At 46.8% G+C, this 26,477-nt stretch carries 25 protein-coding genes and 1 other annotated feature; of the genes, 3 read left to right on the top strand and 22 right to left on the bottom strand.

Annotated elements, in window-relative coordinates; all coding sequences use genetic code 11:
* Window positions 1-56: 56 nt before the first annotated feature.
* Window positions 57-1,691 (bottom strand): peptide ABC transporter substrate-binding protein, encoded by a 1,635-nt coding sequence (locus tag HAP68_RS05310; protein ID WP_012117282.1) that lies wholly within the window; start codon window positions 1,689-1,691, stop codon window positions 57-59.
* 476 nt (window positions 1,692-2,167) lie between these two features.
* Window positions 2,168-2,379 (top strand) — a binding site (T-box leader).
* 55 nt (window positions 2,380-2,434) lie between these two features.
* Between HAP68_RS05310 and trpS the strand changes: the two genes are divergently transcribed.
* A complete protein-coding gene (gene trpS / locus HAP68_RS05305) occupies window positions 2,435-3,427 on the top strand; it encodes a tryptophan--tRNA ligase (protein WP_024085121.1) in 993 nt (330 codons plus the stop codon).
* Between the two features lie 33 nt (window positions 3,428-3,460).
* On the opposite strand, the gene HAP68_RS05300 is transcribed toward trpS, so the two are convergent.
* The 9 genes from HAP68_RS05300 to HAP68_RS05260 form a co-directional block, all read right to left on the bottom strand.
* A complete protein-coding gene (locus HAP68_RS05300) occupies window positions 3,461-4,213 on the bottom strand; it encodes a YjbA family protein (protein ID WP_003155047.1) in 753 nt (250 codons plus the stop codon).
* Window positions 4,214-4,359: 146 nt separating this feature from the next.
* Complete coding sequence (gene opp4C / locus HAP68_RS05295) at window positions 4,360-5,274, bottom strand: oligopeptide ABC transporter permease (protein ID WP_003155049.1); 915 nt, start codon at window positions 5,272-5,274, stop codon at window positions 4,360-4,362.
* 21 nt (window positions 5,275-5,295) lie between these two features.
* Window positions 5,296-6,246, bottom strand: coding sequence for an ABC transporter permease (locus HAP68_RS05290; protein ID WP_003155051.1), 951 nt, complete (start codon window positions 6,244-6,246; stop codon window positions 5,296-5,298).
* Window positions 6,247-6,312: 66 nt separating this feature from the next.
* Window positions 6,313-7,941 carry a peptide-binding protein gene (locus tag HAP68_RS05285; RefSeq protein WP_024085120.1) on the bottom strand — a complete coding sequence of 543 codons (1,629 nt, stop codon included), beginning with the start codon at window positions 7,939-7,941 and terminating at the stop codon, window positions 6,313-6,315.
* Between the two features lie 77 nt (window positions 7,942-8,018).
* Window positions 8,019-9,008 (bottom strand): ABC transporter ATP-binding protein, encoded by a 990-nt coding sequence (locus HAP68_RS05280; protein WP_003155053.1) that lies wholly within the window; start codon window positions 9,006-9,008, stop codon window positions 8,019-8,021.
* Window positions 9,005-9,991 (bottom strand): ABC transporter ATP-binding protein, encoded by a 987-nt coding sequence (locus HAP68_RS05275; RefSeq protein ID WP_003155054.1) that lies wholly within the window; start codon window positions 9,989-9,991, stop codon window positions 9,005-9,007. The genes HAP68_RS05280 and HAP68_RS05275 overlap by 4 nt, the downstream gene beginning before the upstream one ends.
* A 173-nt stretch (window positions 9,992-10,164) precedes the next feature.
* Window positions 10,165-10,950: a DUF2268 domain-containing putative Zn-dependent protease gene (locus HAP68_RS05270; protein ID WP_012117278.1), complete on the bottom strand. Its 786-nt coding sequence runs from the start codon at window positions 10,948-10,950 to the stop codon at window positions 10,165-10,167.
* Window positions 10,951-11,033: 83 nt separating this feature from the next.
* Window positions 11,034-12,272, bottom strand: coding sequence for a beta-ketoacyl-ACP synthase II (gene fabF / locus HAP68_RS05265; RefSeq protein WP_003155056.1), 1,239 nt, complete (start codon window positions 12,270-12,272; stop codon window positions 11,034-11,036).
* 22 nt (window positions 12,273-12,294) lie between these two features.
* Window positions 12,295-13,233 (bottom strand): beta-ketoacyl-ACP synthase III, encoded by a 939-nt coding sequence (locus HAP68_RS05260; RefSeq protein ID WP_003155057.1) that lies wholly within the window; start codon window positions 13,231-13,233, stop codon window positions 12,295-12,297.
* A gap of 167 nt (window positions 13,234-13,400) precedes the next feature.
* Here HAP68_RS05260 and HAP68_RS05255 point away from each other — a divergent pair, with 167 nt between their 5' ends.
* The gene (locus tag HAP68_RS05255; protein ID WP_003155059.1) at window positions 13,401-13,619 is read left to right on the top strand and encodes a hypothetical protein; all 219 of its coding nucleotides are present in this window, start codon (window positions 13,401-13,403) and stop codon (window positions 13,617-13,619) included.
* Window positions 13,620-13,648: 29 nt separating this feature from the next.
* On the opposite strand, the gene HAP68_RS05250 is transcribed toward HAP68_RS05255, so the two are convergent.
* From HAP68_RS05250 to HAP68_RS05235, 4 genes are all read right to left on the bottom strand, one after another.
* A complete protein-coding gene (locus HAP68_RS05250) occupies window positions 13,649-13,840 on the bottom strand; it encodes a ComZ family protein (protein ID WP_003155061.1) in 192 nt (63 codons plus the stop codon).
* A 12-nt stretch (window positions 13,841-13,852) separates the two neighbouring features.
* Window positions 13,853-14,806 (bottom strand): BMP family ABC transporter substrate-binding protein, encoded by a 954-nt coding sequence (locus tag HAP68_RS05245; protein ID WP_003155063.1) that lies wholly within the window; start codon window positions 14,804-14,806, stop codon window positions 13,853-13,855.
* Window positions 14,807-14,895: 89 nt separating this feature from the next.
* Complete coding sequence (locus HAP68_RS05240; protein WP_003155065.1) at window positions 14,896-15,462, bottom strand: Rossmann-fold NAD(P)-binding domain-containing protein; 567 nt, start codon at window positions 15,460-15,462, stop codon at window positions 14,896-14,898.
* 82 nt (window positions 15,463-15,544) lie between these two features.
* On the bottom strand, window positions 15,545-16,279 hold the full coding sequence (locus tag HAP68_RS05235; RefSeq protein WP_015388450.1) for a lipase family protein: 735 nt from the start codon (window positions 16,277-16,279) through the stop codon (window positions 15,545-15,547).
* A gap of 260 nt (window positions 16,280-16,539) precedes the next feature.
* Here HAP68_RS05235 and HAP68_RS05230 point away from each other — a divergent pair, with 260 nt between their 5' ends.
* A complete protein-coding gene (locus HAP68_RS05230; RefSeq protein WP_003155069.1) occupies window positions 16,540-16,725 on the top strand; it encodes a YjzD family protein in 186 nt (61 codons plus the stop codon).
* Between the two features lie 36 nt (window positions 16,726-16,761).
* On the opposite strand, the gene HAP68_RS05225 is transcribed toward HAP68_RS05230, so the two are convergent.
* From HAP68_RS05225 to argC, 8 genes are all read right to left on the bottom strand, one after another.
* Entirely contained in the window at window positions 16,762-16,941 is a 180-nt protein-coding gene (locus HAP68_RS05225) for a YjzC family protein (protein ID WP_003155070.1), read from the bottom strand.
* Window positions 16,942-17,016: 75 nt separating this feature from the next.
* The gene (argF, locus tag HAP68_RS05220) at window positions 17,017-17,988 is read right to left on the bottom strand and encodes an ornithine carbamoyltransferase (RefSeq protein ID WP_015388451.1); all 972 of its coding nucleotides are present in this window, start codon (window positions 17,986-17,988) and stop codon (window positions 17,017-17,019) included.
* Window positions 17,976-21,071: a carbamoyl phosphate synthase large subunit gene (locus tag HAP68_RS05215; RefSeq protein WP_024085119.1), complete on the bottom strand. Its 3,096-nt coding sequence runs from the start codon at window positions 21,069-21,071 to the stop codon at window positions 17,976-17,978. Before HAP68_RS05215 ends, argF begins: the two co-directional genes overlap by 13 nt.
* Window positions 21,064-22,122, bottom strand: a complete 1,059-nt coding sequence (locus HAP68_RS05210; protein ID WP_024085118.1) for a carbamoyl phosphate synthase small subunit — start codon at window positions 22,120-22,122, stop codon at window positions 21,064-21,066. Before HAP68_RS05210 ends, HAP68_RS05215 begins: the two co-directional genes overlap by 8 nt.
* A gap of 68 nt (window positions 22,123-22,190) precedes the next feature.
* Window positions 22,191-23,348 carry an acetylornithine transaminase gene (locus HAP68_RS05205; protein WP_014304776.1) on the bottom strand — a complete coding sequence of 386 codons (1,158 nt, stop codon included), beginning with the start codon at window positions 23,346-23,348 and terminating at the stop codon, window positions 22,191-22,193.
* Window positions 23,345-24,121: an acetylglutamate kinase gene (gene argB, locus HAP68_RS05200; RefSeq protein ID WP_024085117.1), complete on the bottom strand. Its 777-nt coding sequence runs from the start codon at window positions 24,119-24,121 to the stop codon at window positions 23,345-23,347. The genes HAP68_RS05205 and argB overlap by 4 nt, the downstream gene beginning before the upstream one ends.
* Window positions 24,122-24,135: 14 nt before the next feature.
* Entirely contained in the window at window positions 24,136-25,353 is a 1,218-nt protein-coding gene (argJ, locus tag HAP68_RS05195) for a bifunctional ornithine acetyltransferase/N-acetylglutamate synthase (protein ID WP_024085116.1), read from the bottom strand.
* A gap of 22 nt (window positions 25,354-25,375) precedes the next feature.
* Complete coding sequence (gene argC / locus HAP68_RS05190) at window positions 25,376-26,413, bottom strand: N-acetyl-gamma-glutamyl-phosphate reductase (RefSeq protein ID WP_024085115.1); 1,038 nt, start codon at window positions 26,411-26,413, stop codon at window positions 25,376-25,378.
* Between the last annotated feature and the right edge of the window lie 64 nt (window positions 26,414-26,477).

The raw sequence follows: 26,477 nt of genomic DNA, 5'->3' as shown, positions 1-26,477 counted from the left end.
GTATATGGGGACATCCTCCCCATATACCTTGGGTCTTTTGTTTTCAGAACCGGCTTTTATTCAAAAGAAGCGTTTCTGAAGTAAACTTCGCCTGTTCCTGTCAAGATCACATTTTTGAGGTTTTTATCCTGCACCCAAGGATCCGTATAGAAATAAACTGGCGCGACCGGCATTGCGTCGATAAAGATCTTTTCTGCTTTTTTCAGCTCTTCGATACGTTTATCCGGATCCGTTTCAAGCTGAGATTGGTTCAGCAGCTTTTTAAACTCAGGATCTTCCCACCCGGTATCATTGTTTCCGCCTTCTTTATCACGGAACAATTCAAGGAAGTTGATCGGATCGTTGAAATCGCCGAGCCAGCCCATACGCCCGATTTGGTAGTTTTGGCTGTGCAGCTTGTCGATGTAAACATTCCATTCGGAGTTATCAAGTTCAACTTTGACGCCCAAGTTCTTTTTCCACATTTCCTGTACGGCCTGCGCGATTTTCGCATGTGCGTCATCCGTATTGTAGGACAGCTTGATCGCCGGAAGGTCAGAGGCATTCTTGACGCCTAATTCCTTCAGTCCTTTATTTAAGAATTCTTTAGCTGATTTGACGTCATTGTCTTTGAAGTAACCTTTTGTGTTATCCTTGAATCCCTTCATTGACGGCGGCACCGCAGCCATGGCCGGGATTTGTTCGCCCTGCGTTACATTTTTCACGATGGACGAGCGGTCGATCGCATAAGCAAGGGCTTTACGGATGTTAACATTGTTCAGCGGTTTCGCTTCTGTGTTGAATTTGTACCAATACACGCCTGCGATCGGTTCAACGTGAAGAGATCCGTCTTTTTTCAATGTCGGCAGAGATTCAGTCGGAAGCTGGCCGAGCGGCATTCCTGCCCAGTCAAGCTCACCGGCCTGGAATTTTTTCAGTTCGGTGTTGTTATTGTTAATCATCACCATGTTGATTTTCTTCAATTTCACAGCGTCTTTATCCCAATATTGATCGTTCTTTTCGAGCGTGATGGAACCGCTGTGTTTCCAGGCCGTCATTTTGAACGGGCCGTTTGACACATAATTTTCGCCCGCGTTTGTGTTCCAGTTTTTATGTTTTTCGGCGATTTTCTTGTTGATCGGCATATACGTATAGAATGAAGTTAATTGCGTGAAATAAGGTGTCGGGTTATTCAGTTCAACCTTTAATGTTTTGTCATTTACGGCTTTTACGCCTACATCATCAATCTTGCCTTTTCCTGTATTGGCAGCTTCAGCGCCTTTGATGTAGTAGAGCTGATAAGCGTATTGTGATTCGTTGTTCGGGTCAAGCGCCCATTTCCATGCATATTCAAAATCCTGCGCCGTCACAGGGTCGCCGTTAGACCATTTCGCACCGTCACGAATCGTAAATGTATAGGTCTTTCCGTCTTTGCTTGTTTCAATTTTAGATGCCATTCCTTCTTCAGGCTCACCTTTGGAGTTTACGCGTGTCAATCCTTCAAAAGTCTGTCGGATTACGCCTCCTGAAACGGAATCATTCGCTAAACCCGGATGCAATGAGAACGGCTCGGTTTTAATATTGATATTAAGTGAAGTCTGTCCTTTGGTGTCTTTTTTGCCGCCGCCTGATCCGCCGCTGAATCCGCCGCACGCACTTAATACAAGCGAGAAGATAAGCATCAAACCTACAATAGACCAACGCTTTTTCATGCACTAACCCCCTAATCAAATTTTTCAGCCTTTACTACTAAATACTCAGAAATATCAGACAAAATAACTTAATATTTTTCTAAACTTTAATTGTGTTCCGTCTTTTCTGATTATTTTATGTAAAGAAGCTGTAACAATAGAGTGAACAAGTTCATTATAATGAAATGAATAATTTATTGCAATACTATTTTCTCAATTTAAAATATTTAAATTTGGTCAGTTTTTCTGTCAAAAAGGTGATACACTTCTATAGTTTAAAGCATGACCTAACTAAATTTTTTTAATGTAATTTCCAGTTCATATTGCTTTTTACATATAATATTCGTTATACGAAATGTTGATATACGTTATCATTTAAGCATTTTCAGTTCTTTTTGAGGATTTCCACCCCTAAAGTAAACTGGAAATAAGCTTGTATTCCTCTGATGACATTTGGCTATAATTGATTTATAATAGATCAATCAAATACATTTGTTGTGATTGCGATGATGAAGAGTAGTACACATTTTCATCCGTTTGAAGAGAGTCTGCGGTGCTGGGAGCAGGTAACGGGCGATGTGGAATGGACTTCTGAGCAGCTGACCGAACGTTAGTAGGCCCAGCCGGAGCAGCCTCCGTTACCAACGTCTCGAGCGATTCCATTGTAATGGAATAATCAGGGTGGCACCACGGTTCATTCGTCCCTTTTTTCTACGGGAAGAATGGGCTTTTTTTATTATGTTTTAAGAAATGAGGTAAGAACTATGAAGAAAACGATTTTTTCAGGCATTCAGCCGAGCGGTTCCGTTACCCTCGGCAACTACATCGGCGCAATGAAGCAATTTGTTGATTTGCAGCATGACTACAACGGCTACTTCTGTATTGTCGATCAGCATGCGATTACGGTTCCGCAGGATCGGCTTGAGCTGCGGAAGAACATCCGCAATCTCGCGGCTCTTTATCTGGCCGTCGGACTTGATCCCGAGAAAGCGACCCTCTTTATCCAGTCGGAGGTTCCCGCTCATGCCCAGGCGGGGTGGATGCTCCAATGCGTCGCATATATCGGCGAGCTTGAGCGGATGACGCAATTTAAGGATAAGTCAAAGGGCAAAGAAGCCGTCGTGTCCGGACTGTTAACCTATCCGCCGCTGATGGCCGGCGATATTTTACTGTACGGAACGGATCTTGTTCCGGTCGGAGAAGACCAAAAACAGCATCTTGAACTGACCCGCAACCTGGCGGAACGCTTTAATAAAAAATACAATGACATCTTCACGATTCCTGAGGTGAAAATTCCTGAATCAGGCGCGCGCATCATGTCACTGGCTGATCCGCTCAAAAAAATGAGCAAATCAGATCCGAACCAAAAGGCATTCATCACGCTGCTTGATGAGCCGAAGCAGCTCGAGAAGAAAATCAAGAGCGCCGTGACTGATTCTGAAGGCATTGTAAAGTATGATAAAGAAAACAAACCGGGCGTTTCTAATCTTTTGACAATCTATTCCATTTTAGGAAACACATCAATTGAAGAATTAGAAGCTAAATATGGAGGCAAAGGGTACGGTGAATTCAAAAGCGATTTAGCCGAAGTCGTTATCGGCGCATTGACACCGATCCAAGAGCGCTACCGTGAATTAATTGAGAGCGACGAGCTTGACCGCATTCTCGACGAAGGGGCGGCGCGCGCAAACAAAACGGCCGGCAAAATGGTGAAGAAAATGGAAAACGCCATGGGTCTCGGACGGAAAAGAAGATAAAAAAAAGAGGCGGGAGAATCCCCGCCTCTTTTTTTAGTTCACTTTTGATTCCTGTTCCATTTCCCAAAGCTTTTCGAAAAACGGCTGCCCTTTAATCAAATTTTCACAGAACGCAAGATGTTTATCCGACCAGCCTTCAATTGTTTCATTGTAAAGCATGTCCCAGATCTCTTCAAAACTCATCCGTTTGATCTGCTCATACATATGCGGATTCCATTCCGTGTACCAATACACAATTTCCGCACGGTTTTTCAGCCCTTTCAGCTGGTCGAGCGCCATAAACATCAGCTGCTTGATCTGCCGCTCTTTTCTCGTCAGACCTCTGACATGCTCCGGCGCCAATGACAAAATGTGATATTCCTTTGAAGACTCCAATTGCGACGGCTCAAATTGAAACAATTCCGGTTCTACATCCTTTACCATTTCATAAACAAGCTGCTCCTGTCTCGGAATCAGGCGGCTCTTTCTGACCGGAATGGTATACCCGATCGTATCCACGGCAATGATGCCGATCCCGTCTGTCACGACAAAACAGTACTCCAGCTTTGTCCGCTCATGATTTTTTCGCACGTATGACTTCTGGTGGACTTGGTCAAGCAGCTCTTTCGGAAGCTCTGATAAGTCGTTTTCTATGTAATGAAATAATACTGACGGCACTCTGAGCAGCGGCGTCTGATCCAAAAGCTCAACCGTGTCTTCCTTCCGCCATTCGTGAAAATGGCATACATTGTAGCCGTTTTCTTCCCCTTCAAACCAATTGACCCATACATCATGAAGAAATAACATATTCGACCCCTCACTTTATAAAAACTGTTGTCCACAGTATAGGCAAGGGATAGATAAATTATTCCATTTCAATATGAGATTTCCGTTTTACGGAGCTGGATTTCCGACTGCATTGCAACAAAAAAATCTCCCGTTCGTCCGGGAGATCATTTCACATTTTTCGGATCAAGCGCATCACGCAGCCCGTCTCCGACAAAGTTGAAGCACAATACGGTAAGAAGGATCAACAAACCCGGGAATAACGGGTACCACCAAGCCTGAATCATAAGCGTAAAGTTCTGTGCATCCTGAAGCATATTGCCCCAGCTTGCGATCGGCGGCTGAATCCCGAAACCGAGATAACTTAATGTAGATTCCGCCAAAATAACCGTTCCCACCTTTAATGTGGCTGAGACGATAATCGGTCCGAGCGCATTCGGCAGTATATGAGAAAAGATGATGTGATGGTTTTTTGTACCGATCGTCTTTGCAGCTAATACAAACTCTCTGGAACGAAGCGATAAAAACTCTCCTCGGACAAGGCGTGCCGTTGTTGTCCAGCCTGTAAGGGAGAAAATTAAAATTAATTTATCCATTCCGGGCTGAAAAATCGTAACAAGTGTAATAAGCAAAAATATATCAGGTATGGATAATACGATATCAACGGTTCTCATAAGAACCGCATCGACAAACCCTTTAAAATATCCGGCAACGGCTCCGACAACTGTCCCGATTGTAATCGCGCCGATCACAGAAGCGAATCCGACAAGCAAGGAGACGCGCGCCCCGTACAGAACCCTCGTAAAGATGTCTCTTCCGAATTTATCAGTTCCCATTAGATGTTTTAAGCTCGGCGGCTTCAAACGATTGATGAGAGATTGACTCTCCGGAGAGTAAGGAGCGATTACCGAAGCGAATAAAGCTGACAAGATAATGATGGTTAATATAACGGCTCCGATTACAGCTAGTTTATTTTGAAAGAACTTTTCGAAAAAAATCTTCGTCATTGTTTCCGGTTTGGATTGAATATTTTCCTTTAATTTCACTTCGCTGGGGGGTGTGCCGGTATTTGGCTGTAACATTTGACCTCTCACCTCTCTTTGTTAATATTCAATGCGGGGATCAACCAGCGCATATAAGATGTCCGCAATTAAATTCCCCACTACAACCAAAACTGCTGAAATGACCGTCATGGCCATGATAACCGGATAATCCCGCGAAAAGGCTGAATCAATAAACAATTTGCCGAGACCCGGCCAAGTAAAAATCTGTTCTACCACTACCGCTCCCCCGATAAATGACGGTATCATCAAACCAAAAATAGTGATGACAGGAAGAAGCCCGTTTCTCAAACCGTGTTTAAAAATCACTTTATTATCTCGGAATCCTTTCGCACGCGCCGTTCGTATATAATCCTGTTTTAACACATCAAGCATACTGGATCTTGTGTATCTCGTTATCCCTGCCATGTCTGCCGTGGCGAGCACAAAAGCAGGCAGAATCAAGTGATGCAATCGGTCAAATATGTTAAAGTCAGCATTCAAAGTGCTTACTCCGCCAGTGGGAAACCACCCCAGATTTACAGATAAAACCATGATTAAAATCAAACCGAACCAAAAATTCGGAATGGCAAGCCCTAAAAATGAAGTAACAGTTATCCCGTAATCCAATTTTGAATAAGGACGTTTCGCTGACAGAACACCAAATGGAATAGAAATCAGAAGAGCGACAAGGGTTGAGAAAAGCATAAGCACAATCGTATTCGGTAAGCGGGATAAGATAAGTTCAGAAACCGGAGTGCCTTTCTTGACGATAGAAGTCCCAAAATCCCCTTGCAGCATATTCCCCAGCCATTTCACATATTGAACAGGTTCCGGATCATTCAACCCGTATTTTTCAATGAATTTCGCCCTGTCCGCTTGACTGATTGTAGGGTCCATCATAAGTGACATCGGGTCTCCCGGCGCTGCTTTCATGATGGCAAACGACAAAATTGTAATGCCTAAGAGAATCGGCAAGGACATTAATGTTCGCCGTAAAATATATGTAACCATATTCTTGTCCCCTTTTTAAATAGGATAAGAGAGGAAAGGAACCTCCTTCCCTCTCCAGGGCTTTTGCTATTTTTGATCCAGCCACCATTTTTCAATATTGTACAAGTCATTTTTAGGGTGGAATACATAGCCTTGTAAATTATTCGGCATCGCTCTGTGGTAATTGTAATAGAATAAGAAGCTGTACGGCTGATCTTCAGCAATCAATTTGTATATCTCTTCATACTTCTTTTGGTATTCTTTTCTGTCTGTAATTGTCTTCGCTTCTTCAAGCAGCTTATCGACTTTCGGGTTTTTATACCAGATATTATTCAGCCCGTTTTTCGATTGGCTTGAATGGAAGATAGAGAATTGATCCGGGAACGTTGCAAGACTCCATCCGAGAAGAAGAGCGTCATAATCCCAATTAGGGGCACTTGTCTGTTCGATTAACGCACTGAATTCAACAATTCGCGGTTTAGCCTCGATTCCCACTTCTTTTAATTGCTGCTGAACGACAACAGCTAAATCTTCACGAATTTTATTGCCTTGATTCGTTTTAATTTCAAATGAGAATTTTTTTCCGTCTTTATCAAGGTAGCCGTCACCGTCATGGTCTTCCCATCCGGCTTCTTTTAGCAGCTGCTTTGCTTTTTTCGGATTATAATCAAATGTCGGCACTTTAGACTTCGGATAATTCCATGACAGCGGACTCTCAGGAACATCCGCTACCTTACCGTCTCCGTTCAGCACTTGATCCACCATTGCCTGCCTGTCAAGAGCGTAAGTCAATGCCTGACGCACTTTTTTGTCCTTAAAAAGCTCTTTTTTCTCATTCCAGCCGATATAGCTGTAGTTTAAGCCAAGATCAGATTTGACCTTCACGTTTCCAAACGTTTTAACCGTATCAAAATCTGTGCCCGGAACAGCGAAGAAATCAATATCTCCCGCTTTTAACTGGGCCACGGCCGCGTTAGAATCAGGAATTGTTTTGACTGTCACTGTATCAAGGTAAGGTCTGCCGCCAAAGTAATCATCATTTGCTTCCAGTTTGACATACTCGCCTTTTTTCCACTCAACAAACTTAAACGGACCGGAGCCGATTGGATTTTTACGGTTAAATTCATTCTCTCCCAGATCTGCAACCGGCACCTTACCCAATATATGTTTTGGCAAAATGCCGTAACTGTCGAGAACGACATTATAGAAATAGGCATCTTTTTTCTTCATTTTAAACTGAATTTCATATTTTCCTTTTTTCGTTACGGATTTAAGGGACTCAAAACCCGAGCCACGCTCACCGTTGTAATCCTTGTTAAGAGGGATGCTGTAAGTGAAAACAACATCATCGGCCGTCAGCTCTTTTCCATCATGGAATTTAACGCCTTTTTTCAGTTTTACATCATACGTTAATCCCCCGTCAGCTTCTGTTACTTTTTCAGCCAGCGACGGCTTGACGTTTAATTTTTCATCCGTTTTTAATAATGTGCTGTAAAGCATTCCTTCAATATCAGAACTTGCAACATCGGTAGAATAAAGTGGATTAAAAAGTGTGGGTTCCCCGGTTGACCCGACAACCAAATCTCCGCCTTTTTGCGGTTTTCCTGCCGGTTTGGATTCGGTGCTTGTGGATTTTGAGCCGGAGCAGGCTGACAGGAAGATGGCGAGCGCCATAAAAACACTTAGCATCATCAGTGCGCTTTTACGTAATTTCATATCAATTCCCCCTTTGTGATATATATGCAGCAAACTGGTTATGTAATCCGGCATACCCCCTCTCGATGCTTGTCATTTCAGGCATATAAATGGCAGGCGACGTAATGGCCGGGAGCGGCTTCTTCAAATGCCGGGATTTGTTCCTTGCAGATCGGTTTGGCCATCGGGCACCGCGTGTGGAACACGCAGCCTTTCGGCGGGTTTGCCGGGCTTGGCAGTTCTCCTTTCAGGATGATTCGTTCCCGCTTGACGGCGTCTTTTTTTCTCGTGACGGGCACTGAAGACAAAAGCGCTTGCGTATAAGGGTGAAGCGGATTGCCGTACAGCTCGTGTTTATCGGTCAGCTCCATCATTTTTCCCAGATACATGACGCCGACTCTGTCGCTGATATGGCGGACAACACTCAAATCATGAGAAATAAACAAATAGGTCAGGTTGAATTCATCCTGCAGTTCTTCCATCAGATTGATGACTTGGGCCTGAATGGAGACATCGAGTGCGGAAACGGGTTCATCCGCAATAATCAGCTCGGGATTCAACGTCAGAGCCCGCGCAATCCCGATCCGCTGGCGCTGCCCCCCGGAAAATTCGTGCGGATAGCGGTTTGCAAAGCTCGGGTGAAGGCCGACTTTCGCCAGCAGCTCCTCCACTCGCTCGTTCCGCTCGCTCATGCTGTACATATGGTGAGTCTGGAACGGCTCTTTAATAATGGAACGCAGCGTTTTCCTCGGGTTAAGGGATGCGAAGGGATCTTGGAATACCATCTGGATGTTTTTGCGGACGCTTTTTCTCAGCTTTTCTTCAGATAAGCCGGAGATATCCTGCCCCTTAAAGAGAATCCGGCCGTCTGTCGGCTTGTATAAACGGATCATCGTCCTTCCCGCCGTTGATTTGCCGCATCCTGATTCACCGACGATGCCGAGCGTCTCCCCGCGCTTCAGTGAAAAAGAAACGCCGTCAACAGCCTTTATATCACCGACTTTCCTTTGAAAAAAACCGGAGCGGATCGGGAAATATTTTTTTACGTCTTTCAGCTCTAAAATCGTTTCTTGGCCTGCAGCTGTCATTTTGATTGGGCACCCTCTTCCTCATATAAAAAACATCTTACAGAACGGCCGCTTTCATGCGTTATCAGCTCCGGCTGCCCTGTTTTGCATTTGTCCATCGCTTTTGAACACCTCGGGGCGAATCGGCAGCCTTCCGGAAGATTATCCGGTGTCGGGACACTGCCTTTGATCGCTTTTAATGTATCAATCTCTCCATCTATCACCGGTATGGAGTTTAACAGCCCTTCGGTATACGGATGAAGAGGGTTTAAAAATAAGTCCTCCACACCCGCACTCTCTACGACTTGTCCGCAATACATAACGATCACCCTGTCGGCGGCTTCGGAAACCACACCTAAATCGTGAGTGATCAGCAGAATAGAAGTATCGAATTTTTTGCAGAGGTCTTTCATCAGCTCCAATACTTGGGCTTGTATCGTCACATCAAGCGCCGTCGTCGGCTCATCAGCGATCAGAAGCTTCGGATTGCAGCTGAGCGCAATGGCGATCATCACCCTCTGTCTCATCCCTCCGGAAAGACGGTGCGGATATTCTTTCATCACTTGTTCCGCTCTGGAGAATCCGACGAGTTCCAGAAGCTCAACGGCTTTTTTAGCCGCTTCTTTTTTATTCATTTTTTTATGGTATTCAAGCACTTCGGTAATTTGTTCGCCGATGGTCAGCACCGGATTCAGGGAAGTCATGGGCTCCTGAAAGATCATAGAGACGTCATTTCCGCGGATTTTGCAATATTCGTTTTCGGTGAAGGAGGCCAGGTCCCTGCCTTCCAGCTTAATCGAGCCGTCCATAATTTTTCCGCCCGAGCTTTGGACAAGTCCCATAATAGAAAGCGAGGTGATGCTTTTGCCCGAGCCGGATTCTCCTACAAGAGCGACGGTTTCGCCTTTGTTAATGTGAAAATCAACCCCGTCGACTGCAGGGATCGGCTGTTTCTTTCTGAAAAAATAGGTCTTTAAATTATTCACTTCTAATAGTGTGCTCATGATACGCCCCTTTCTCATTCCGCTGAAGCAGAGGGAAACATACGTTTCGCTATCACAAAATATAGAATAGTCGAAAAATTTTATAGTTGTATATTATTACATCATTATTACAAAAGCAAGAATTTTTTAGGATAAATGTAATATCCTTAAATAATTTCCATTCTTTTAATCTATTAAAGCGTTGCTTCCAGAAAGGTTTTTGAAGGGATGGCCAATGCTTCTTTTACTGTTTTTTGATGGTCGGTTAAATATTTTTTTACTATATTGAATCCGACGGCATAGCCAAGCATTGAGGGGAAGTATCCTTTTCCGTATAACAGCTGGGAAAACATTCTGCTGTCTCTCGTTAAGCGGAGGTTCGGCTTGACTCTTTTTTCAAACAAAAAATCAAGCTGCTCAGGCGTATAGTAGGACGTCCATTCCGCCGTAAGACTTGAGCCGAACCGCTCATATACAGCATATTCTGCCAGCCCCTCCATCATGATTGTATCAAGAAATGTCTCATCTTTTTCGTCCTTTGTCACATGTTCTAACCGGCAGACGTGATTATATTCATGTGTCATAAGGGCGGATACAGCTGAATTGGAACTATCCGACGATAGAAAGAGGAACATTTTGTCCCGAAAGGCCAGACCGGATTTTGATCCGAATTCCTGACGGATTTTCCGGTTTCGTTCATCAACGGGCAAAACTACGATCGGCACGTCCGGCCCGTTCCACTTCTCCTTTAAATAGGCTTCCTCTTTTTGTATATGGCTGTAGCATCCTTTTTCTTTCAGCCGTTTACTGGTCCTAACGCCGTCCTTCAGATGGCGGAACATGCCGTGGTTTTGCAGCATCCCGAGTATCGGCTTCCACTCTTTCTTATCGGCCCCTGAAAAAAGCGGCAAAAGATGCGGGGCCAGGTCATTTACGGATGCCGCCTTTTCCATCCATTGATATGTCTGCTTGACGCTCATACCGGTTCGCCTCCTCTTGTTGTTATCATATGCACGCACAAAAAAACCGGCCACCTTTTTCAGGCAGCCGGTCAAAAACTGTATTATTGATATTTTTTAAAGATCAAAGTGGCATTATGTCCGCCGAAGCCGAGCGAGTTGCTGAGAACGATGTTGACATCCTGCTCGCGCGCTTTATCCGGTACATAATCTAAATCACACTCTTCATCAGGTGTTTCGATGTTAATCGTCGGCGGGATAATGCCGTCTTTAATTGCCATGACGGAGAAGATTGCTTCAATTCCTCCGGCAGCGCCTAACAAATGACCCGTCATTGATTTTGTCGAACTGACGGCAAGCTTGTACGCATGATCACCGAAAACGGTCTTAATGGCTTTTGTCTCGTATTTATCATTGTAGTACGTGCTTGTGCCGTGAGCGTTGATGTAATCAATTTCTTCAGGCTTGATGCCCGCATCTTTGATTGCTTCCTGCATCGCTCTCGCACCGCCTTCCCCGTCTTGGGCAGGCGCGGTAATGTGGTAGGCGTCACCCGTTGAGCCGTAGCCGACAATTTCCCCGTAGATTTTCGCACCGCGGGCAAGGGCATGCTCAAGCTCTTCAAGCACGACGATCCCCGCGCCTTCTCCCATGACAAAGCCGTCACGGTTTTTATCAAACGGGCGGCTTGCCGTTTTCGGATCAGGATTTGTAGAAAGGGCTTTGTTTGCGCTGAAGCCCGCAAATGACATTCTTGTCAGCGGCGCTTCCGTTCCGCCCGTAATCATCGCATCGGCATCGCCGCGCTGAATGACTTTAAACGCGTCACCGATAGAGTTCGTTCCCGTCGCACATGCCGTCACCGTACAGGAGTTGACTCCTTTTGCTCCGAGAGCGATTGAGATTTGGCCTGTCGCCATATCCGGAATCATCATCGGAACAAAGAACGGGCTGACCCTTCTCGGCCCTTTTGTCAGGAAGATTTCGAATTGGGATTCAAGCGTTTCAAGACCGCCGATTCCGGACCCGACCCAAACGCCGACTCTCGGAGCGATCTCGTCTGTGATGTTCAGACCGGCATCTTGAACGGCCATTTTCGCGGCTACGACAGCGTATTGCGTGAAGCGGTCCATTTTTCGCGCTTCTTTTTTATCCATGTGATTTTCAATATTGAAATCTTTCAATTCAGCAGCTACTTTCGCCGGATACTCGTCCGATTCCACACGTGTGATCGGTCCGATTCCGGATACGCCGCCGATTGCATTTTTCCAGCTTGTTTCGGCGTCGTTGCCAAGCGGAGACAAGGCTCCAAGCCCTGTAACGACTACTCTTTTTTTACTCATCTTGTGTGCACCTCACCTTTTTTTATCGTCCCCAGCGTAATGCTATGGCGCCCCATGTCAATCCTCCGCCGAAACCGACCATGACGATGACGTCGCCGTCTTTAATTTTGCCTGCTTCCAGTTCCTCTACTAATGAAATCGGAATGGATGCTGCGGATGTGTTTCCATATTTATGGACTGTTTTAGACATCTTTTCAACCGGAAGCTCCAAACGTTCCCGTGCCGCTTCCATGATGCGGATGTTTGCCTGATGCGGAATCAAAAAGTCTACGTCCTCTTTGGAGAGGCCGGCTTTTTCAATAACATTTACACTCGATTCACCCATTTGCCGGACGGCGAATTTGAATACTTCTCTTCCATGCATGATTGTATGCCCTTTTTCATCTAAGTACAAGTGCTGACCGCCTGTACCGTCTGCTCCGAGCTCAAATGAAAGTATGCCTCTGTCGTCGCTGACCGGTCCGATGACCGCCGCTCCGGCTCCGTCTCCGAACAGCACAGCCGTATTACGGTCGTCCCAGTCGGTAATGCTTGAGAGCTTTTCCACGCCGACCACGAGGACATGTTTGTATGTTTGCGATTCAATGAATTGTTTGGCGGTTACAATACCGTACATAAAACCCGCACATGCGGCGCTGATATCCATCGCGCACGCTTTTTTGGCCCCGAGCTTCTCTTGTATCATACAGGAAACGGTCGGGAAAGACTGGTCAGGAGTAACCGTCGCCACAAGGATCATATCAAGCTCCTCAGCGGAAATGCCGGCCTGATCAAGCGCTTTTTGCGCAGCCTCAGCGGCCATGCCGGATGAATACATATCTTCAGCGGCGATTCTTCTTTCTTCTATACCTGTTCTCGTACGAATCCACTCGTCCGATGTATCTACCATTTGTTCAAGATCATGATTTGTCAGCACTTTTTCCGGGATGTAACGGCCGACGCCAAGAATTCCAGCTTTCATTGGAAAAGACTCCTTTTTTATAATGAATTTAAAACTAATTAGTTATGATCAATTATTAGTATCAGGTACTAATTCTACCCTATTTTTTTTCTGTTGGCAATATATTCGTCTAAACTATCGGACGCTGCTCCTCATAGAATAAAAGGAAGACGAAAGGAGGCTTCACTATGGATATTTTCTCCAAAATGATGTTCGGCGATTCCAGAGACCGGGATAAAGAACCGGAAGAAAACCCGGAGCAGCCTCAGGCTGAAAACGAAGAAGAGATCGATTACAACCACGTGTTGAATCAGCTGGGGTCCATCATGAACTCCCTGGATCAATTAAAGCCCGTATTTAAAGACTTTGCGCCGATGGTGTCCGCCATAAAGAAAAAAATCATGTGAAAAGCCACTTCATGAAAAAGTGGCTCTCTTTATTTATTCAGCTCCCCGGCATCAGATCTGCCAAGCTCATACGCTTCCGCCATGACCGATGTAAACAGGTCCATAAACGGCTGAATCATTTCCATAGACAGATCTATGCCGGATTTCTCAAGCTCCGCCTTTGCTTCCGGCAAGTATTTCATCGCGATCTGCATAAATTCAAGAGACTTTTCATGCTGCATGTGTATCCACCTCTATTCATTTGACGGCAGTTCATTTGTTTGATTATACGTTTTGACAAGGTCTGAGATTTTGTCTTGAAACGCTTTGTCCACCAGCGGGCTGAACGTCCCCATTTCAACGACTCCTTCCCTGAAATCAAAGTCGTGATCTCCGCTCTTGAGCGTACCTTTATTATATTGCTCGGCAATTAATGTATAGGCTTTATCTACGTTTTGCACCGTGCTTGTCAGCACCGTGTTTTTGCCGAGATTCGATTGCTCGGCGACATAGCCGATGGCGTAAAGCCCGTCTTTTTTGATTTGCTGAATGACAGGAACATTATACCCGTCTCCGGCCGGATATACAACATCCGTGCCCTCCGCTTTTAACTTCTCGTAAAGATGCAGCGCTTCATTGCCGTTATCCCAGTGGTCCGTAAATTCAGTATTGACGGTGATATCAGGCTTTTCATATTTCGCCCCTTTGATAAAGCCGTCTACTTCAGGCTGCCACAGAAAAGAGGCGATGACACCGACCTCATTGGTTTTTGACATATGGGCGGCCGTCATTCCCCCGAAAAAACCCATTGCTTCTCCCATAAGGTGAACGCTTGTGACATTATCGCTTTTCGCCGTTCCGTTTGCGACGACGAATTCCATGTCGGGATAATCCTTGCTGATCATATTGAAGATTTCCTCGTATTCATTTCCGTGCCCGTATAAAAGATTGACTCCTTTTTTATGAAAATCATCTATCGCTTTTAAAATATCTTCATCGGATCTGATATTTTCTTTATAATAAACGTCAACGTTAAATTCAGATTGTATCGCTAATAAACCTTTGTAACCTTTTGTGCCCCATACCAAGTCACTGATGGTATCGGGGAAAAGCATTCCGACCTTCTCAATTTTTCCTTTAAACGGAGTTTGTGTGCATCCGCTCAATAAAAGGAGGACAGAAAAGATCATGACAAGCCTGGTGATCAAGCCATGTTCAACCCCTTTTCAAACTCATAACATGTATAATTGATATACGTTTATTGTAGCGGTAATGCACATAACATGGAAGGTATTTCTTAAAAAATGTCGAATATTGATGAAAATTGTCTTTTCCATTCTTTAATTTTTTCTTCCGCTTCCGTTTTTTGCGTTTTTTCTTTTATTTCCAGGGTAATAATCTGATTTTCGTCTTCTGTGCCGTCAGCCTCAAGCTTATTCATCAGCCCGCAGACCGCGTCTTCTAAAAAGATCCTGCTTTCGCCATCTTCTTTTGCTTCCGTCCACGGACCGTAAAGGGGAGGAAGGATAATCGCTTTTGCAGTATCCCGCTGACCGTTTTTTTCCCAGTCTCCGTGATCCTCACTGTAAACAATCCAATATAAAGGCTCAGCCCTTTTTTCAGGCAGACACCCGCTCCCGTATTGAACGCAGATACGATCGTATTCCTTTTCACCGATTTCCTCTATTATTTGAAAAAGCCCGTTTCTCGCGAGCCACATTAAACGTTCTTCTAAATACAGCTGCCTCGTTTTGTCCTCCGGTTCTGCCAAAATGACATCAACGTGCACACCTTCATCCATCAACCGTTCGCACAATGAAAGGCCGAGAAATTCATCTGCTCCAATGATCAGCGCTGTTTTCATCACATCTGCCGCCTTTCCGGTTTTTCATACACACACAAGCCAAACAGCCCTCTGAAAAGAGATGGCTGTTGTATTCTATTCATTACAGGTCTTTTTCATGACTGCGGAAAAACCGGCAGATGGCTCTGTACATACGAGCAGGGTTCTCAAGCAGGTGATACGTGATATCAATCTTGCTTCCGGTCTTTTCCCGGGCTTCTTTATACGCGTTCGCGTGCAGGGTGTACGGGTACGGCGCTCCGGTCGTTCTTTGCCATATATGTACCGGCGCGCGGGTGCGGCAGCCGGTAATGGTCTGATAGCTCAGTGAGCTTGCCTCTTTTTCAGAAACACCGAAGCTTTGTGCCGTTTCCCTCAGAAACTGCTTATAAAAAAACTTATTTTCTTTCTCTGATTCAAAATGGGCTTGAAGGTCCAGACAAGGATCTAACATTGCGGCTGAACGGATATGCTCCGGTGAAGACTGCAGCAATTGATCGGCGATGAGGGCGCCCATGCCTTCTGCGAGCAAGTGTATTTTCGGATTGAGGGTTTCTTGTTTCAGCACATAATGAATCAGCTGTCTGGCGTAAAGGGCGGCTTTTTCCGAACCCCAATGCCGTCCGTATAAATTGCTGTTGAAAATGGTGTATCCTTTGTCAAGCAGCGTATTTAACAGCTGGTTTCTCCCTTCATGTTCGAGCCAAAAGCTTGAGTCCCGGCTGACAAAGTGAGTTCTGTCCCCCAGAATAAAGATACAGAAGCCGTTCGGCCGATACGGCAGATGGATGACGTTCAGCTCAGATCCGAATTGGAAAAATCTTACCGTTATCCCCATGCCTGCCCGCCTCCTTTTACTCCTAATCTCTCTATTGGCTATCATATGTAAGAAGAATGAAAACGGATCGGATAAACTCCTATTTGCTGCTATGTTTTGGCTATTATCCCAAGCACGGGAACCGAATTTTCCGTCAGACGGCAAGACAGGCGGGCACATGTCAGTTTCAGGCGCGCTTTTTGATGAGAAAATGACCTTCCGCCCGCGCTTTATGTATGGTATGATACAACGTAGAATAAAATGAAGGACGAGGTGGAAACGTGCGGTTTATTATCGGTTTTATTTGGACGTTCCTTTTAACACATATGGCCTGTTATTTGGTCGCCTCCATGAACAGCGCGGCGTACAATTTCAAGCAATCATCCGTTATTGCCGTGGTTATTGCGGTGCTAGTCTTTGTTCTTGCGGAGATCATGCCTGTCAAACAGGATGCAAACCAGCATTAAATAAAAAAACCTGCTATTCAGCAGGTTTTTTTGTGTTCACGGTTTTCGTTGGTACGTCCACAATCTGTTGTGGTTTGAAGTTTCAGGGAACATTTCTCCCACCGTAAGCTTGATTTTTTGCGGATTTTTGACCATGCTTCCCGTTTCGCCGATTTCAACGTACACACCGTTATTCGGCGCTTTTTGTCCCGGGCGGAATTGATGCTGCTGTCCCACGTCATTTCCTCCTTTTTCTTTTTTATGTAGTATGCGCTTGTATGCGGAGAAATATCAAAAACCGCTGAATGAGATTCAGCGGTTTTTTTGTTCATCCTGTTTGTATAGAAGAGCTTTCAGGAGCGCTTTTTGCGCGTGAAGCCGGTTTTCCGCCTGCTGGAATACCGCAGAGTTCGGGCCGTCGATAATCTCGGACGTGACCTCTTCTTCCCGATGCGCCGGCAGGCAATGCAAAAATGTATAGTCGGGTTTGGCGAGACTGACGAGTGAGGCGTTGACTTGATACGGAGCAAACACATTCAGCCGCTGCTGCGTCTCTTCCTCCTGCCCCATGCTCGTGAAGACGTCGGAGTAAATCACGTCTGCATCCCGCACCGCTTCCTGCGGATTTTCGGTAAGGGTGATTTTCGCTCCGGAAACAGCCGCCGCTTCTTTCGCGGCATTCACCGCCTCTTCCTCTGCTTCATAGCCTTTCGGCGAAGCAACCGCAATGTCACAGCCCATTTTTGCGCAGCCGATCATAAGTGAATGCGCGACATTATTTCCGTCACCGATATAGGCGACTTTTACCCCTTTTAATTTTCCTTTTATTTCTTGTATTGTTAACAGATCCGCGAGTGCCTGACACGGGTGATACCGGTCGGTCAGCCCGTTTATGACGGGAATATCAGCATGCTCGGCAAGCTCTTCGACTTTTTCATGCTCAAAGGTGCGGATCATAATGGCATCAACGAAGCCGGACAGCACCTTCGCCGTATCCGCGACCGTCTCCCCCCGCCCAAGCTGCAGGTCGCTGCTTGAAAGAAATAGTCCCGTTCCCCCGAGCTGGGCCATTCCCGCTTCAAAAGACACACGTGTGCGGGTTGAAGATTTTTCAAAAATCATCGCCAATGTTTTCCCTTGGAAAATCGGCTGTATCGGATGTTGTTTTAATAATGAAGCTTCTGTCAGAAGCGCATTGATGTCTGACGGGCTGACATCTTTTAATGAAAGAAAATCTTTGCCGTACAAATGGGTTAATGTGTGTTCCGCTTTTATTGTGTGCATGATGCCACTTCCTTTTGATAAAGATCTTTGAGCGATACAGGCTGAGATTTGCCGGAGCCGCTTGCTAAAAATGCCTTTACGGTTTCCGGTTCAGTAAAGACCGTCACACCGTGCGTCATGGCTTCGATCCGTTGTTTACGCGCTTCTTCAGAGTGATTGAAATTAATATGGACCGCTTTATCCTTTCGCTCTGCCCATGCCGGGAACGCATCTTTGCATACGGTAAATCCCGCCTCTTGAGCCTGACGTTCCAATTCCGCATCACAGCCTTCCAGATAGATGCTGCCTTTTTTCTCCCAGACGTGCGCGTAGATTTTTTTCAGTGCGCTTTCTGCGTCAAACGCGACACACATGCCTTCTCCGGTCGACTTCATTTCCGGCCCGGGCTTTACGTCCACATCCTGAATGGCGTGAGAAGAAAAAACCGGGAATTTCACTGCCGTTCCGTGCTGATTTTGAACCTCGGGCTTGATGTCTTTAAGGGAAGCGCCGGCCAGCAATCTGGCGGCAAGCGGGATCATCGGCACCCCCATCACCTTAGACACGACAGGAACCGTGCGGCTTGCCCGGGGATTCACTTCAAGAACGAGAATATCCCCTTTGTCATCAATGACAAACTGAATGTTCATAATGCCTTTAAAAGCCAGTTTTACCGCGATTTTTTCGGCGGCCTCTTTTATATTCCGCTGCATATCAGGTGTGACAGACGGACCCGGAAGAATCGCAAAACTGTCGCCCGAATGGACGCCGGCCCGTTCAATGTGCTCTGTGTAAGTCGGCACGAATACTTCATGTCCGTCGGAAATCAGATCGATCTCCAATTCTTTTCCTGTAATGTACTGATCGATCAAAATCGGGTACGGCATGCCCGCTTCTTTTCCCAGCAGCTCTGACATTTGCGCTTCTGAATGAACGATGATCATGCCCATCCCCCCGATGACATAAGACGGACGGATCAGCACGGGGTAGCCGATTCGGCTTGCTTTTTCCGTTGCTTCTTCTTTTGAATAAGCCGTTTCGCCTTTGGCATGTTTGAGGTCAAGATCGTCAAGCAGCTGATAAAACAGATCCCGATCCTCCAGGGCATCAAGGGTTTCAAAGGATGTTCCGAGCAGCGGAATGCCCGCTTTTTCCAGCGGTTCAGCGGCATTGATCGCGGTCTGTCCCCCAAACTGGACGATGGCAAAATCAATGTTTTCATGTTCCGCCACGTTTAAAATATGTTCTGTCGTCAGCGGTTCAAAATAAAGCCGGTCGGCGATTTCATAATCCGTGCTTACTGTTTCCGGATTGTTATTGATCATAATCGTTTCATATCCCAGCTTTTGCAGGGTCAGAACGCCGTGGACGGCGCTGTAATCAAATTCCACTCCCTGACCGATGCGGATCGGGCCTGAGCCGATGATGAGAGCGCGTTTTTTCTCTTTTCGGCTGACATCTCCGTCGCTTTCCCCAAGGTAGGTGGAGTAGAAATAATTCGTCTTGGCATCAAATTCAGCGGCGCATGTATCTACGATTTTAAACGACGGGACGATGCCTGATTTCTTTCTGAGAGCACGGATGTCTTCTTCCGTTTTTCCCGTGAGAGATGCGATCATGACATCCGTGAAGCCTTTTACCTTCGCCTGCTTTAAAAGCGGGACAGACAGATGATCCCCTTCTTCCATCAGCTTGTTTTCTAATATGATGATATTTCGGAATACATGGAGAAAAAACGGGTCAATTTTCGTTTTGGCATGGATATCTTCTATCGTTTCACCGCGGCTTAACAGTTCCATGACGACGAAAAATCTCCGGTCATCCGGCGTTACCGCTAATTCCCACAGCTGATTGATCGTACAGCCGCCGAGTTCAGGCAGGCGGGTGCCGATCGTTTTCAGCTCAAGGGAGGCCGCCGCTTTTTGAATGGCCGCTTCCATATTTCTTTCGATCGCCATGACCTCTCCCGTCGCTTTCATCTTTGTTCCGAGCGTGCGGTCGGCATGTTTAAATTTATCAAACGGCCAGCGCGGGAATTTGACGATGACATAATCAAGCGCCGGTTCAAAGCTTGCATAAGTAGAGCCCGTCAGCGGATTTTTCAGTTCGTCGAGCGTATAGCCGACGGCAAGTTTCGCCGCCATTTTGGCAATCGGGTAGCCAGTCGCTTTTGACGCGAGGGCCGATGAACGGCTGACACGCGGGTTCACTTCAATGACATAGTACTGTTTGCTGAACGGATCCAGCGCAAATTGAATGTTGCAGCCGCCGACCACATCCAGCGCCGAAATAATCGCCAGGCTTGCTGAACGCAGCATCTGATATTCTTCATCCGTTAACGTCTGGGACGGTGCGACGACGATAGAGTCTCCTGTATGCACGCCGACGGGATCGATGTTTTCCATATTGCAGACGGTGATGCATGTATGATTGCTGTCGCGCATGACCTCATATTCGATTTCTTTAAATCCGGCGATGCTTTTCTCGACGAGGCATTGGCTGATCGGACTTGCTAACAGCGCCTGTTTAATAAGCGTCTGAAACGCTTCTTTTGTTTTCGCGATTCCGCCTCCCTTTCCGCCTAACGTGTACGCCGGTCTCAGAATAACCGGAAATCCGATAGACTCAGCGAAGCGGAGGGCGTCTTCTTCGTTGTCGACGATTTCGCTTTCCGGAACGGGCTGGTCGAGCTCTTTCATCAGGGCGCGGAACTGCTCCCGGTCTTCGCCTTTTTGAATGGTTTCCACCGATGTTCCTAAGAGCTTGACGTGATGCTTCTTCAGCACGCCTGCTTCTTCAAGTTTAACGGCTAAATTCAATGCCGTCTGGCCGCCCAAATTGGCAAGCAGACCGTCGGGCTTTTCTTTTTCAATAATGGCCTCAATGCTGTCGGTTGTGAGCGGTTCAAAATATATTTCATCGGCAAACGCCTCATCCGTCATAATCGTTGCCGGGTTGTTATTGACTAGAATAACGCGGTATCCTTCTTCTTTCAGAGCCATGCAGCCCTGCGTTCCTGAATAATCAAATTCAGCCGCCTGGCCGATGATGATGGGGCCGGAGCCGATGACTAATATGCTGGAAATGGTTGTATCTTTAGGCATGAGCGATTTCTCTCCTTGCTGGTATCACTTTCTCTAGAAATTCATCAAATATCCACTCGCTCTCAGCCGGACCGGGATGAGCTTCAGGGTGGAACTGGACGCTTAATACGGGAAGGCGCTTATGAATGAGCCCTTCCACTGATGTATCATTGACATGGTGAAATCTGATGGACAGCTCGTTTTCGTCAATTGACGCTTCATCGACGACATAGCTGTGGTTCTGGCTTGTCATAAACACCCGTTTCGTTTTCCGGTCAATGACGGGATGGTTGGCACCCCTGTGGCCGAACGGCAGCTTATACGTATTTCCTCCGAAAGCCAGGGCAATCAGCTGATGCCCGAGGCAAATGCCGAGTGCAGGGAAATCACTGAGTAAAGATGTAATCCGGTTCATGTACGGCGCAATCGCTTTCGGGTCGCCCGGGCCGTTTGAGAGCACGATTCCGTCAGGCTGAATGTCATAAACGGCGTTCATCTGCTGATACGGAATGACCGTTACTTTACAGCCGCGCTTTACAAGTGACGAGGCGATTGATTTTTTATATCCGAAATCAATCAGCGCAATATGCCGGTCTCCGTTCCCCATTGAAGTGATGTCTTCAGACTGCGCCAGCTCCGCCGGGTTTTGTGTTCCGGATGCTGCGGGAATTTCTCCTGCTGTTGACACGGCAGCGTTCATCGTGCCGCCGGAGCGGATGGCTTTGACGACGGCCCGTGTGTCCACTTCGGTTAAGAGCGGGATGTTCCATTTATTTAAATACTCTCTCAAGCTTGAGACTGCTTCATGGTGAGAAAAATGTTCACACGCTTCATAGACGGCAACAGCCTTGACTTGAGGAATTTTACTTTCAAGGTCTTTTTCATTAATTCCGTAGTTTCCGATCAGCGGATACGTAAAGACGATGATCTGCCCCTTATATGACGGGTCTGTAAGCACTTCCTGATAGCCCGTCATTCCGGTGAAAAAAACAGCTTCGCCAACACAGCGGGCCTCTTTTTCAAGTTCACCGCCGAATGATGTTCCGTCTTCCAATACTAAATAGCCTTTCATCTAAAGCCCACCTCTTGATGAATAATTAATTAAAAATATGAATTTTTATACTTTTATATCGAAAAAAATTACCGTTTCACTGCCGAATGCGCTTCGATCGCTGCTTTCAGCATACTGACGGCCGACAGCATTTCTTCTTCAGAAACCGTAAGCGGCGGGAGCAGCCTGATGACATTCGGTCCGGCCGGAAGCACGAGAAGCCCGCGTTCCTGCAGATCTCCGATGATGCCGGACACGGGACCTGCGCATTCAATGCCGATTAATAACCCTTTTCCGCGGATTTCTTTTACAAAAGGCCCTGTCAGTTCACGGTTCAGCTGCGCTTTTAAAAAAGAGCCTTTGTCTGCCGCCGCCTGGAGAAAGTCCGGCTGAAACACAATGTCCAAAGTTGCTTTCACAGCTGCCATGGCGAGCTTATTACCGCCGAAAGTCGTACCATGCGTACCCGGCGTAAAGGCGTCGCCAAGCTTCTTTTTGCCGATCACGGCTCCGACGGGAAAACCGTTTCCAAGCCCTTTCGCAGCAGTGATGATGTCCGGAGAGATGCCGAAGTGCTCATAGCCGAATGCCTTGCCCGTCCGGCCGATTCCGGTTTGAATCTCGTCTGCGATAAGCAGCGCCTGTTTGTCTTTGCAAAATGTCTGTAAGGCTTCGATGAATTCCGGATCGGCGGGATTGACTCCCCCTTCTCCCTGCACCGTCTCAAGCATGACGGCGGCGATATCATCCTCTTTTGAAAGCGTGCTGAATGCCGACGGGTCATTAAACGGAAGATAGTGAAAGCCTTGGAGCATCGGTCCGAAACCGGTCTTGATTTTGTCTTGTCCGGTGGCGGCCATCCCCGCATAGGTCCGTCCGTGAAAGGATTGATGAAATGTTACGATTTTTGTCTTTCCCGTTGCTTTACGGGCAAGCTTAATGGCGCCTTCATTCGCTTCGGCTCCGCTGTTGCAGAAGAAAACGAGATCCCCCGCGCTATGTCCGGCAAGCTTTGCCGCGGCTTTTTCCTGAAGATCATTTTCAAACAGATTGGAAACGTGCCATACGCTGCCAAGCTGTTCTTTCACCGCTTCTGTCACCGCATCATGACAATGGCCGAGATTGGAAACGGCGATGCCCTGAATAAAATCGAGATACGTTTTTCCGTTTTCATCCTCTGCGATTGTCCCTTTCGCTTTTTTAATATCGATAGGCCAGCGGCTGTAGGTTTGAAATAGGCTGCTCATGACACGCTCTCCTTTTCTTTGACGATTTTTGTTCCTCGGAAGACTTGATTGGTGAAAAACGCTCCTTTTCCGTTTACGATCATCACTTCCTCGACATCTTCACTCAGTGCCGATAATGCCGAGTTTACCTTCGGAATCATCCCCCCTGAAATCACGCCGTCATCGATGAGAGCCTGAATTTCTTGCGGCGACAAAGTATCCAGCCTGTTCTCTCCGTCCATAATTCCTTCGACATCCGTGACAAATAAAAGTTTATCGGCGTGTAAGGCTGAAGCGACGGCCGATGCTGCGGCGTCTGCATTGACGTTCAGCGTTTCGAAATCACTTGTCATGGAAAGCGGAGCAATAACGGGAATGATGCCTTCTTTCATTAATGCGTGGATGATTGACGGATCGGTTTTTTGTATTTCGCCAACTTCTCCGTATTTGTCTTGGTTAAGGTAAGATGCTTGAAGGAGACCGCCGTCCTTTCCTGATATTCCCGCGGCTTTCAGCCCGTTTTTCGCGAGTTCGGTTACGAAAAATTTATTGATCGTCCCTGACAAGACCATTTCCGCTGTTTCCAGCACCGGTTTGGTCGTTTTCCGCTGTCCATCGACAAATTCCGTTTCAATCTGCAATGTTTTCAGCATTCTTGAAATGTCCGGGCCTCCTCCATGCACGACGGCAAGGTTCCAGCCCGATTGCATAAGCTCTTTTACATTTTGAAAAAAATCGGCGGATAACTCGCGGATTACACTGCCGCCGCACTTAAAAACGATGGTTTTCTTCATGCCGCTCCCCTTTGCTATGTGCGATAGCTCGCATTGATTTTGATATAATCATAGGTTAAGTCACAGCCCCATGCCCGGCCGCTGCCGGAGCCTTCCTGCAGGCGGACTGCAATCGTAATTTCATCACCTGATAAGTACTCCTTGGCATCAGTTTCCGAAAACGGCTGAGGTTCGTTGTGTTTAAACAGACACTGACCGCCGAGGAAAACTTCCACTTGTTCGGCCGTTACGCTTGCCGCACTGTGCCCGATGGCGCCGATGATGCGCCCCCAGTTGGCATCTGTGCCGTAAACGGCGGTCTTCACGAGGCTTGAGCCGACGATTTTTTTGGCGATAATATTCGCCTCAAGGTTATTTTTCGCGCCTTCGACTCTGGCTTCAATTAATTTCGTCGCTCCTTCACCGTCTCTGGCAATATCTTTGGCAAGGTCTTCGCATACAAGCTTTAACCCCTTTTTAAATGCCGGCCAGTCAGGGTGCTGCTCCGTCAGGCAATCATTCCCCACGCAGCCGTTCGCCATCACAAGCACCATGTCATTCGTCGATGTTTCTCCGTCAACGGTGATTTGGTTAAATGAAACATCCGTAATCTCTCTGAGCGCGTTTTTGAGCGACTGTTCTTCCACGGCCGCGTCCGTTGTGACAAAGCCGAGCATTGTCGCCATGTTGGGGTGGATCATGCCGGAGCCTTTCGCCGCTCCGCCGATCGTGATGATGTTTCCGCCGATCACCAGTTCATAACACGTCTGTTTCGTCACTGTATCCGTCGTCAAAATGGCTTCTTCAAATGCTCCGGACACTGACGGCGCTTGACCGAGCTGTTCAATGCCCGCCTGAATTTTTTTCATGTCTAAAAGCTCGCCGATCACCCCGGTTGACGAAACCGCAACAAGCTCCGGCTCAATGCCGAGCTGGCTCGCGAAGCTGTCCCGCATTTCATAGGCGTCCTTTAATCCTTGGTCTCCCGTACAGGCGTTGGCAATCGCGCTGTTGACGATAACCGCCTGAAGCACGGCCTCTTTTTTTAAGCTCTCTTGCGTCACTTTCAAGGGCGCTGCCTGAAAATGGCTCTGCGTATATACCGCCGCACTGACTGCAGGCGCTTCGCTGATAATCGCTCCGAGATCTTTTTTTGAATAGCGCAGACCGCAGTGCACGCCCTTTGCCTCAAACCCTTTCGGCGAAGATACGCCGCCTTTTATTTTCGTGATTTCCTCACTCAGCTGAATCATATTTTCGAATCCCTCTTTCGTTCTATGGATAGACTGGCGTCATCGTAAGTCCCGTTTCTTCCTGCCAGCCATTCATGATATTTAAATTTTGAACCGCCTGCCCTGCGGCGCCTTTCATCAGATTATCTATGACAGAAACGATGGTGGCACGGTTTGTTCTTTCATCCACGGTGACACTGATATCACAAAAATTGCTGCCGTATACCTCTTTCGTCGCCGGAAATTCACCTTCCGGCCTGATTCTGACAAAATATGAATCTTTGTAGAATTCGGAATACAATTCTCTTACCTGTGCAGCAGACATACCAGGGGGAGCCTCCGTATATATCGTCGCCATAATGCCCCTTGTCATCGGCGCCAAATGTGCGGAAAACGTGATCGGACCTGTGCCGGGCTGCCAAGCCGCTAATTGCTGTTCAATTTCCGGAGTATGCTGATGCTCATTAACCTTATAAATTTTAAAATTATCATTCAGCTCAGAATAATGAGTGCCCATGGATGCTTTTCGGCCGGCACCGGATACGCCTGTTTTCGCATCAACAATCAGAAATGAATCTTGTAAAAGCTTATTCTTCGCCAGCGGGGCGAGCCCGAGCAGCACAGCCGTCGGAAAACATCCCGGATTGGCAATCAGCTTAGCAGTCTGAATCTCTTCTTTTTGCAGTTCGGCTAAACCGTAAACCGCGCTTTGAATCGTTCCTTTCGGCGCGGCCTTCCGCTTATACCACTTTTCATACACGGCCGGGTTTTGAATCCGCAGATCGCCGGATAGATCAATGACCGGGATGCCCGCCTCCGCCAGCTTGGGCGACCACTCTCCGGAAACGCCGGGCGGCGCGGCTATAAACATGACATCAATTTCGTTTCGAATCGTTTCTATATGAAGCGGCTGAAGTGATTGTGACGCTATATTCCTCAAATGCGGATATGAAGCGGCATATTCTTTCCCTTCGTCGCTCGATGAATATAATATACAATCTTCTGTATAAGGGTGATGGTTAAGAATCCTGACAAGTTCGGCGCCTCCATAACCAGTCGCGCCTATAATACCTATTTTCAACGGGTTCACCTTCTTGGTTTTTGTGAAATTATTTAACATTATAACATGAATAAAAATTAATTCA

It is taken from the genome of Bacillus sp. Bvel1 (assembly GCF_014872755.1).
Lineage (GTDB): Bacteria > Bacillota > Bacilli > Bacillales > Bacillaceae > Bacillus > Bacillus velezensis.
Note: the sequence above shows the minus strand (reverse complement) of the source record. Positions and strands in the feature narration are given on the sequence as shown.

Coding starts and splice junctions, on each gene's coding strand:
- HAP68_RS05310 (WP_012117282.1), bottom strand. CDS start 1,691: ATGAAAAAGCGTTGGTCTATTGTAGGTTTGATGCTTATCTTCTCGCTT.
- trpS (WP_024085121.1), top strand. CDS start 2,435: ATGAAGAAAACGATTTTTTCAGGCATTCAGCCGAGCGGTTCCGTTACC.
- HAP68_RS05300 (WP_003155047.1), bottom strand. CDS start 4,213: ATGTTATTTCTTCATGATGTATGGGTCAATTGGTTTGAAGGGGAAGAA.
- opp4C (WP_003155049.1), bottom strand. CDS start 5,274: ATGTTACAGCCAAATACCGGCACACCCCCCAGCGAAGTGAAATTAAAG.
- HAP68_RS05290 (WP_003155051.1), bottom strand. CDS start 6,246: ATGGTTACATATATTTTACGGCGAACATTAATGTCCTTGCCGATTCTC.
- HAP68_RS05285 (WP_024085120.1), bottom strand. CDS start 7,941: ATGAAATTACGTAAAAGCGCACTGATGATGCTAAGTGTTTTTATGGCG.
- HAP68_RS05280 (WP_003155053.1), bottom strand. CDS start 9,008: ATGACAGCTGCAGGCCAAGAAACGATTTTAGAGCTGAAAGACGTAAAA.
- HAP68_RS05275 (WP_003155054.1), bottom strand. CDS start 9,991: ATGAGCACACTATTAGAAGTGAATAATTTAAAGACCTATTTTTTCAGA.
- HAP68_RS05270 (WP_012117278.1), bottom strand. CDS start 10,950: ATGAGCGTCAAGCAGACATATCAATGGATGGAAAAGGCGGCATCCGTA.
- fabF (WP_003155056.1), bottom strand. CDS start 12,272: ATGAGTAAAAAAAGAGTAGTCGTTACAGGGCTTGGAGCCTTGTCTCCG.
- HAP68_RS05260 (WP_003155057.1), bottom strand. CDS start 13,233: ATGAAAGCTGGAATTCTTGGCGTCGGCCGTTACATCCCGGAAAAAGTG.
- HAP68_RS05255 (WP_003155059.1), top strand. CDS start 13,401: ATGGATATTTTCTCCAAAATGATGTTCGGCGATTCCAGAGACCGGGAT.
- HAP68_RS05250 (WP_003155061.1), bottom strand. CDS start 13,840: ATGCAGCATGAAAAGTCTCTTGAATTTATGCAGATCGCGATGAAATAC.
- HAP68_RS05240 (WP_003155065.1), bottom strand. CDS start 15,462: ATGAAAACAGCGCTGATCATTGGAGCAGATGAATTTCTCGGCCTTTCA.
- HAP68_RS05235 (WP_015388450.1), bottom strand. CDS start 16,279: ATGGGGATAACGGTAAGATTTTTCCAATTCGGATCTGAGCTGAACGTC.
- argF (WP_015388451.1), bottom strand. CDS start 17,988: ATGCACACAATAAAAGCGGAACACACATTAACCCATTTGTACGGCAAA.
- HAP68_RS05215 (WP_024085119.1), bottom strand. CDS start 21,071: ATGCCTAAAGATACAACCATTTCCAGCATATTAGTCATCGGCTCCGGC.
- HAP68_RS05210 (WP_024085118.1), bottom strand. CDS start 22,122: ATGAAAGGCTATTTAGTATTGGAAGACGGAACATCATTCGGCGGTGAA.
- HAP68_RS05205 (WP_014304776.1), bottom strand. CDS start 23,348: ATGAGCAGCCTATTTCAAACCTACAGCCGCTGGCCTATCGATATTAAA.
- argB (WP_024085117.1), bottom strand. CDS start 24,121: ATGAAGAAAACCATCGTTTTTAAGTGCGGCGGCAGTGTAATCCGCGAG.
- argJ (WP_024085116.1), bottom strand. CDS start 25,353: ATGATTCAGCTGAGTGAGGAAATCACGAAAATAAAAGGCGGCGTATCT.